This is a genomic window from Staphylococcus equorum (assembly GCF_001747895.1).
Lineage (GTDB): Bacteria > Bacillota > Bacilli > Staphylococcales > Staphylococcaceae > Staphylococcus > Staphylococcus equorum_A.
This window is the reverse complement of record NZ_LNNB01000041.1, coordinates 1-461: the sequence shown is the minus strand read 5'-3', so window position 1 is coordinate 461 and position 461 is coordinate 1. Positions and strand designations below refer to the sequence as shown.

At 48.4% G+C, this 461-nt stretch carries 4 tRNA genes; all 4 read right to left on the bottom strand.

Annotation, left to right across the window (positions count from 1 at the left end):
- Position 1: 1 nt before the first annotated feature.
- Positions 2-94 (bottom strand) — tRNA-Ser (locus tag AST02_RS13735).
- A gap of 42 nt (positions 95-136) precedes the next feature.
- Positions 137-229 (bottom strand) — tRNA-Ser (locus tag AST02_RS13730).
- Positions 230-240: 11 nt separating this feature from the next.
- Positions 241-314: transfer RNA gene (locus AST02_RS13725), tRNA-Ile, on the bottom strand.
- 27 nt (positions 315-341) lie between these two features.
- Positions 342-415: transfer RNA gene (locus AST02_RS13720), tRNA-Met, on the bottom strand.
- Positions 416-461: the final 46 nt, after the last annotated feature.

The following is a 461-nucleotide window of genomic DNA, read 5'->3' as shown; positions in this document are numbered from 1 at the left end:
ATGGCGGAGGAAGAGGGATTCGAACCCCCGCGGGCCGTTAAGCCCCTGTCGGTTTTCAAGACCGATCCCTTCAGCCGGGCTTGGGTATTCCTCCAAAAATATTAGGTAAATAAATTATATTCAATTATTATAAAAATGGCGGAGGAAGAGGGATTCGAACCCCCGCGAGCCGTTAAGCTCCTGTCGGTTTTCAAGACCGATCCCTTCAGCCGAACTTGGGTATTCCTCCAAAAAATTATATGGACCTTGCAGGATTCGAACCTGCGACCGAACGGTTATGAGCCGTTAGCTCTAACCAACTGAGCTAAAGGTCCTAAATATAATTTACAACTAATAATTAGTGGCGGTGGAGGGGATCGAACCCCCGACCTCACGGGTATGAACCGTGCGCTCTAGCCAGCTGAGCTACGCCGCCGTTGTAATTTAGATTGCATTTAAATATATGGTGGAGACTAGCGGGA